This window comes from Methanoculleus sp. MH98A, from assembly GCF_000691865.1.
In the GTDB taxonomy this organism is placed as follows: Archaea; Halobacteriota; Methanomicrobia; order Methanomicrobiales; family Methanoculleaceae; genus Methanoculleus.
In genome coordinates this window covers 1-5,664 of the sequence record NZ_JMIO01000091.1, presented here as the reverse complement: position 1 = coordinate 5,664, position 5,664 = coordinate 1, and the positions used below count along the sequence as shown (strand labels likewise).

Annotated in this window: 5 protein-coding genes; 4 read left to right on the top strand and 1 reads right to left on the bottom strand. The window is 61.2% G+C overall.

What is annotated here, in order from left to right:
* Nucleotides 1–234: 234 nt before the first annotated feature.
* The 3 genes from EI28_RS10970 (at nucleotide 235) to EI28_RS10960 (ending at nucleotide 3,774) form a co-directional block, all read left to right on the top strand.
* Complete coding sequence (locus tag EI28_RS10970) at nucleotides 235–1,242, top strand: 5,10-methylenetetrahydromethanopterin reductase (protein ID WP_048114827.1); 1,008 nt, start codon at nucleotides 235–237, stop codon at nucleotides 1,240–1,242.
* Between the two features lie 154 nt (nucleotides 1,243–1,396).
* The gene (locus EI28_RS10965; RefSeq protein ID WP_048114825.1) at nucleotides 1,397–2,326 is read left to right on the top strand and encodes a galactose-1-phosphate uridylyltransferase; all 930 of its coding nucleotides are present in this window, start codon (nucleotides 1,397–1,399) and stop codon (nucleotides 2,324–2,326) included.
* Nucleotides 2,327–2,352: 26 nt separating this feature from the next.
* Nucleotides 2,353–3,774, top strand: coding sequence for an aldehyde dehydrogenase family protein (locus EI28_RS10960; RefSeq protein WP_048114823.1), 1,422 nt, complete (start codon nucleotides 2,353–2,355; stop codon nucleotides 3,772–3,774).
* Between the two features lie 806 nt (nucleotides 3,775–4,580).
* Here EI28_RS10960 and EI28_RS10955 read toward each other — a convergent pair.
* Entirely contained in the window at nucleotides 4,581–5,423 is an 843-nt protein-coding gene (locus EI28_RS10955; RefSeq protein WP_048114821.1) for a F420-dependent methylenetetrahydromethanopterin dehydrogenase, read from the bottom strand.
* Nucleotides 5,424–5,563: 140 nt separating this feature from the next.
* Here EI28_RS10955 and EI28_RS10950 point away from each other — a divergent pair.
* The coding region (locus EI28_RS10950) for a LuxR C-terminal-related transcriptional regulator (RefSeq protein WP_048114819.1) at nucleotides 5,564–5,664 on the top strand (101 nt) is incomplete at its 3' end.

Below are 5,664 nucleotides of genomic sequence, written 5' to 3'. Positions count from 1 at the left end.
ATATATTTCTGTACGTTCCGGGGAGGCGGAATCGCGCTCAATCACGGAAACCGGATATTTAAATATTCCGGTTTAACTTCCCCCTGCTGAAGCCCCCTGGGAGGTAAGGAAGAAGAATCACCAGATGTCCTGGAGAACCCTTTACACCTCTCCGTTTTGCACTACCTGTGCAGTACGTGTCGTTTGGAGAGCACAAAATGATAATATATATAACTCCCGGCACGTAACTACTCAATGAGGTGTATAGCCTTGACTACATATGGAATTGAATTTGTGCCCGGAGCAATCAACGTCAAGCAGGTGGTGAATTACACCAAGCTTGCAGAGTCGAAGGATATCGACTACGCTTGGATCACGAACCACTACAACAACCGTCATGCATACCCGACCCTCGCCATGATCGCGGCAAACACTGACTCGATCAAGATGGGCCCGGGCATCATGAACACGTTCACCGACACCCCGGCAGCCATTGCATCCTTTATGGCTACCTTAAACGAGATCTCCGACGGACGTGCCGTCCTCGGTATCGGGCCCGGCGACCTCTCGACGCTCCCGAAGCTCGCGATCGACCCCGTCAAGCCCGTCGGCCACCTGAAGGAAGGCGTCGAGCAGATCCGGAAACTCCTCGCCGGCGAAGAGGTCAAGAAGAGCGGCAACCTGGAATTCTTCGACTACGACGGCGCCAAGCTGACCGGCGTCACCCTGCCCGGCAAGAAGGGCATTCCGGTCTACATCGGTGCCCAGGGGCCCAAGGTGCTCGAGCTCGCCGGAACGATCGGTGACGGTGCCCTGATCAACGCCTCGAACCCCAAGGACTTCGAAGTTGCCATCCCGATCATCAAGAAGGCGATGGAAGCGGTCGACAAGAAGAAGTTCGACGTCGGCGCCTACACCGCCATGTCCATCGACAGGGACGAGAAGAAGGCCCGGAACGCCGCAAAGATTGTTGCCGCGTTCATTGCCGCCGGCTCCCCGCCCGCGCTTCTCCAGCGCCACGGACTCAACTTGGACAACGTCGCGAAGATCAAGGAAGCGCTCGGACGCTTCGACTTCAAGACCGTCGGCGGACTCGTCGGCGACGCGGAGATCGACGCCTTCACCATTGCCGGAACCCCCGACATGGTCAAGCAGAAGTGCGAAGACCTCACAAAGTCCGGAGTTACCCAGATCATCTTCGGTTCGCCGCTCGGCCCCGACATGACCAACTCCATCCGCCTCCTCGGCAAGTACATTGTCTGAGGCGGGAAACCACGATCGCTTTTTTTTTACGCCGTTGCCGGATAGTTCGGACCGACCGGGGTACTCCCGGGTCTCGCCGTGGTCTCCGGCGTCACCATCCGCAATCCGGACAGGGTTTTATACGCTCGGCGCGCCAACCGGTGTATAAAGGGCTATGTTCACCACCCACGAGATCCGGACTGAACGGGGGGTTCTCCAGTACCGCCGGGAATCGCTCACCGGTATCCGGTGCCGGATCAGTCCCGTCCGTGTTGAGAGGCAGATCGACACTGCCCCTGCCATGCCGGACTCTCGCGACGGCTGTCCGTTCTGCCCCGGCGCCATAGACACCTCCACCCCGACGTTCGAGGACGGCAGCCGGCTCCGGTGCGGGGAGAGCGTGACGTTCCCTAACCTCTACCCGTTCGCCGGGCGCCACGTGGTCACGGTGATCACACCCGATCACGCACCCGGCCGGTTCGATGCGAGGCACCTCGCCGACGCCATATCCGGCACGGCACAGGCCCTCGCTCGAACTCCTGGATATGCAAGCATCAACTGGAACCATCTCCCGTCGGCCGGTGCGAGCATCGTCCACCCGCACCTGCAGGGCATCGCCGATGCGGAGCCCACCCGCCTTGCGGACCTCTACATCTCCGGTGGCCGCCGCTATCTCGCCGACCGCGGCCGTCTCTACTGGGACGATCTCGTAGAGCGCGAACGCTGCTCGGAGCGGTTTCTCTTTGAAGACGAGATCTTCTGGTCGGCAACCCCCGTCCCCCTCGGCGAGCGTGAGGTGCGGGGAATCCTCCCGATATCGACGCTTGAGGAACTCGAACCGTATATCGACCCTCTGGCCGAAGGAATCCTTCGTGTCGTCGACTTTTACCTGAGCCTCGGCACGCACGCCTTCAACGCCTCGATCTTTTTTGATGCCCCCGGAACAGCCGGGCAGGGCCATCGTGCTTTCTGCTCCATCATCGCACGGTTAAACCCGAACACCTTCTCCATGTGCGACTCGGCGTTCATGGAGCGGCTGCACCTGGAACCGGTCATCCTGACACTCCCCGAAGACCTGGGCGCGCTCTTCCGGGCGAAAAGTTGATTGTGTGCCGGCGGTAACTCCTTTTCATGACAGAGCCGCGCGGATTCCTGGTCGGTGGAGAATGGCGAACAAGCACCGATATCCTGGACGTCCGGTTCCCCTACACGGGGGAGGTTGTCGGCCGGGTCTGCCTTGCCGGGAGCGACGACGTCGAGGACGCCCTCCGTTGTGCAGAACGCGGGTTCTCCCTCACCCGGCGCCTTCCGGCTCACCGGCGCTCGGAGATCCTCTACAACCTCGCCGATCTCATCCGGGAACGGTCCGCCGAACTTGCCGGGACGATCATGCTCGAAGCGGGGAAGACCCGCGTTCTCGCCGAAAGCGAGGTCGTGCGTGCACGGGAGACGATCGAGGTCTCCGCCGAGGAAGCGCGCCGGATCGACGGCACGATCCTTCCCCTCGACTGGAACGCGGCCGGGGAAGGGCGAATCGGCTGCCTTCGCCGGTTCCCGCTCGGCCCGGTGCTCGCGATCACGCCGTTCAACTTCCCGCTCAATCTTGCCTGCCACAAACTGGGACCGGCCATCGCCGCCGGTGACTCCGTCGTCCTCAAACCTGCGTCGGCCACCCCGATCTCTTCGCTGATGCTCGGTGAGATGGCGCTTGATGCCGGCATCCCGCCCGAAGCAATCAGCGTCGTCCCCTGCCGCACCGATCTTGCGGAGCGAATGGTGCGGGACGACCGGATCGCCTGCGTGAGTTTCACCGGGAGCCCGGCCGTCGGGTGGCATCTGAGGGAGATCGCCGGCCAAAAACGCGTCGGGCTGGAACTCGGCGGCAACGCGGCCGTGGTCGTTCACGAAGATGCCGACATCCCCTTCGCGGCCGGCCGCATCGTCGCCGGCGCCTTCTCGAACGCCGGCCAGACCTGCATCGCGGTGCAGCGGGTCTACCTTCACCGCCCGATCTACGAGGAGGCGCTCGCGCTGCTCGTCGAGCGGGCCCGCGCTCTTACCGCCGGCGACCCGCGCGAGCCCGGCACCGACGTGGGGCCGATGATCTCGGCGTCTGCCGCGGAGACGGCGTTTGCAAAGGTCCAGGACGCCGTCGCAGGCGGCGCGAAGGTGCTCGTCGGCGGAACCCGCGACGGCCCACTTTTCAAGCCGACGATCCTTGTCGACACGACACCGGATATGGCGGTGAACCGGACCGAGGTCTTCGCCCCGGTGGTGACGGTCGCCCCCTACGAGACCTTCGAAGAAGCGATAGCGTTCGCGAACGACACCGAATACGGGCTGCAGGCGGGCATCTTCACCCACGATTCCCGGAGGATCGCGCAGGCGTTTGAGGAACTCCGGGTCGGCGGCCTGGTGGTCAACGACATCTCGACGTTCCGGATGGACCACGCCCCCTACGGCGGGGTCAGGGGTTCGGGCATCGGGCGCGAGGGGCCGAAGTACGCAATCGAGGAGATGACCGAAGAGCGGATGATGATCTTTTCGCCGTGAAGAGGCGCGGCAAACTCCTTACACGCCTCTCGGGCCGATCTTTTCTTTCGGCGATTCAGTACTACTGGTAGGGTCCGTGTGTGCGGTCGCAACGCTGGGGCTGAGTAACACGAAGCCTGAGGCTAAGGGTTGATGACCGGATTTCTTCGAGCTGCGAACGCAGTGAGCGTGAGCGCCGTCTGGTGCGAATGGATGTTCCCTCCTGGCAGGAAGATGCTCATACTGTATGCCCCACCCCTCCCGGCCTCCTCATTCGCACCTTCGGTGCTTCAACTCCGCTCCTAGCGGAGCGTCGTTCCCCGCCCCGAGGGGGGGCAGTGCGTGGCGATATGCGATGGACGGGACGTCCGGAGCACGAGCACCGTCAGGTGTGAGTGGTATCTTTCTCGGAGGATTAGGTGTCTTTAAGTTTCGACGAATAACGCGACTGTAGTGAGGAAAGCCCTGGTGCAGTGGACCGTGGTGGCCTGCGCACCTTCGGTGCTCGTGCTCCTGCCCCCGCACCTTGCGGTGCTCAAACTCCGTTCCAGAGGAACGTCGCACCTTCGGCCAGTCGCATATCGCCATTGGGGGAACGACTGTCCACAGGACAGGAGTTCGAGAAACCCAAAGGGTTTCGCTGTGGGGCTGACGGGGAGGGGGTTTCCCCCCTCCCCTGTCCTGTCTGAACCCTGAAATATCCACTGAACTTGGTGATTCAAAATCCCGTGGTTTCCAGATCTTGTCCCGTTGTCAACGAAGACAGACGGCATACCCTCTACCGGGTAACGCACTCTACAAACTCGAAAAAAGAAGTGGTGCCGAGGTTACTCGGGCTTGCTGATGAGGGCGGTCTTCGAGACGATCTCGCCGGTCTTCTTGTGCGGCTTGCGGATAACGCCGTCGACACCCTTCTCGAGGGCGCGTGCCTCCTCGCAGAGGAGCATGGCCTGGCGCATCATCTCGTGGGCGCTCGAGACGATCGGGATGTACTTCTCCCACTCCTTCGTCATGAAGCAGCCCTTGACGTTGACGCCCGCAACCGACTGTGCGATCTCGTAGGCCGCACGGGCCTTCGCGAGCGCGTAGGGGTTGCTGAACTCGCCGTCGACCGCCTTGTCGGAGGTCATGACGACCTTCGGGAGCGCGAGGTCCGCGCCCTTCTTGCCTGCCTTCACCTGGTCGATGACCTTGTCGAGTTCCATCTGCATCTTGCGGAACGCACCGGTGAGGGCGAGCACCTTGACGAGGTTCCCGTTGTAGTCCGCCATCTCGATGGGGTCGAGGAACTCACGGCGGGCGCCGATCATGGCGTCGGCCTTCATGATGATGTAGCCGAAGTTGCTCGCCTTGAGCGCTTCGAACTGCTCCTTCTTGGTGGTGACATCGTCGGTGATGACGATGCAGGGGATCCCGGCCGCTGCAAGGTCTTCACGGGCCTGGGTGGGTCCGGGAAGGACGCCGTTCGGGGAAACGACGATACAGAAGTCCGGGCCCCATGCCTTCATATTGCTGACCACACGCTCGATATCCTCGGGCTGCAGCTTCGTGCCGGAGGTCGCCATGAAGGTGATCATGTCCTCACGGTCGGCGCGCTCATCGAGAAGAAGTTCACCCATTACACCACTGGCAATATTTCCCAGTTTCGCAATTCCAACTTTTACAACCACTTTAACACCTCTCAAAATTTGAGAACACGATAGTATCACCAAGTTCTCATATAAACGTTTTGAAATGCCACGAAAATCCCGTCCAATGACGGGGAGGGTTAAGGGAAAGTGTTTAAATTTACACCGTCCATATATATTTGATGAAACAAGGTCTGCTCACCGATCGCCAGAAGGAAGTGTTGCGCTACCGGAAGAAAGGGCTGACGCAACAGCAGATTGCGGAGATCATCCACACCTCAAA

Coding starts and splice junctions, on each gene's coding strand:
- EI28_RS10960 (WP_048114823.1), top strand. CDS start 2,353: ATGACAGAGCCGCGCGGATTCCTGGTCGGTGGAGAATGGCGAACAAGC.
- EI28_RS10965 (WP_048114825.1), top strand. CDS start 1,397: ATGTTCACCACCCACGAGATCCGGACTGAACGGGGGGTTCTCCAGTAC.
- EI28_RS10970 (WP_048114827.1), top strand. CDS start 235: ATGAGGTGTATAGCCTTGACTACATATGGAATTGAATTTGTGCCCGGA.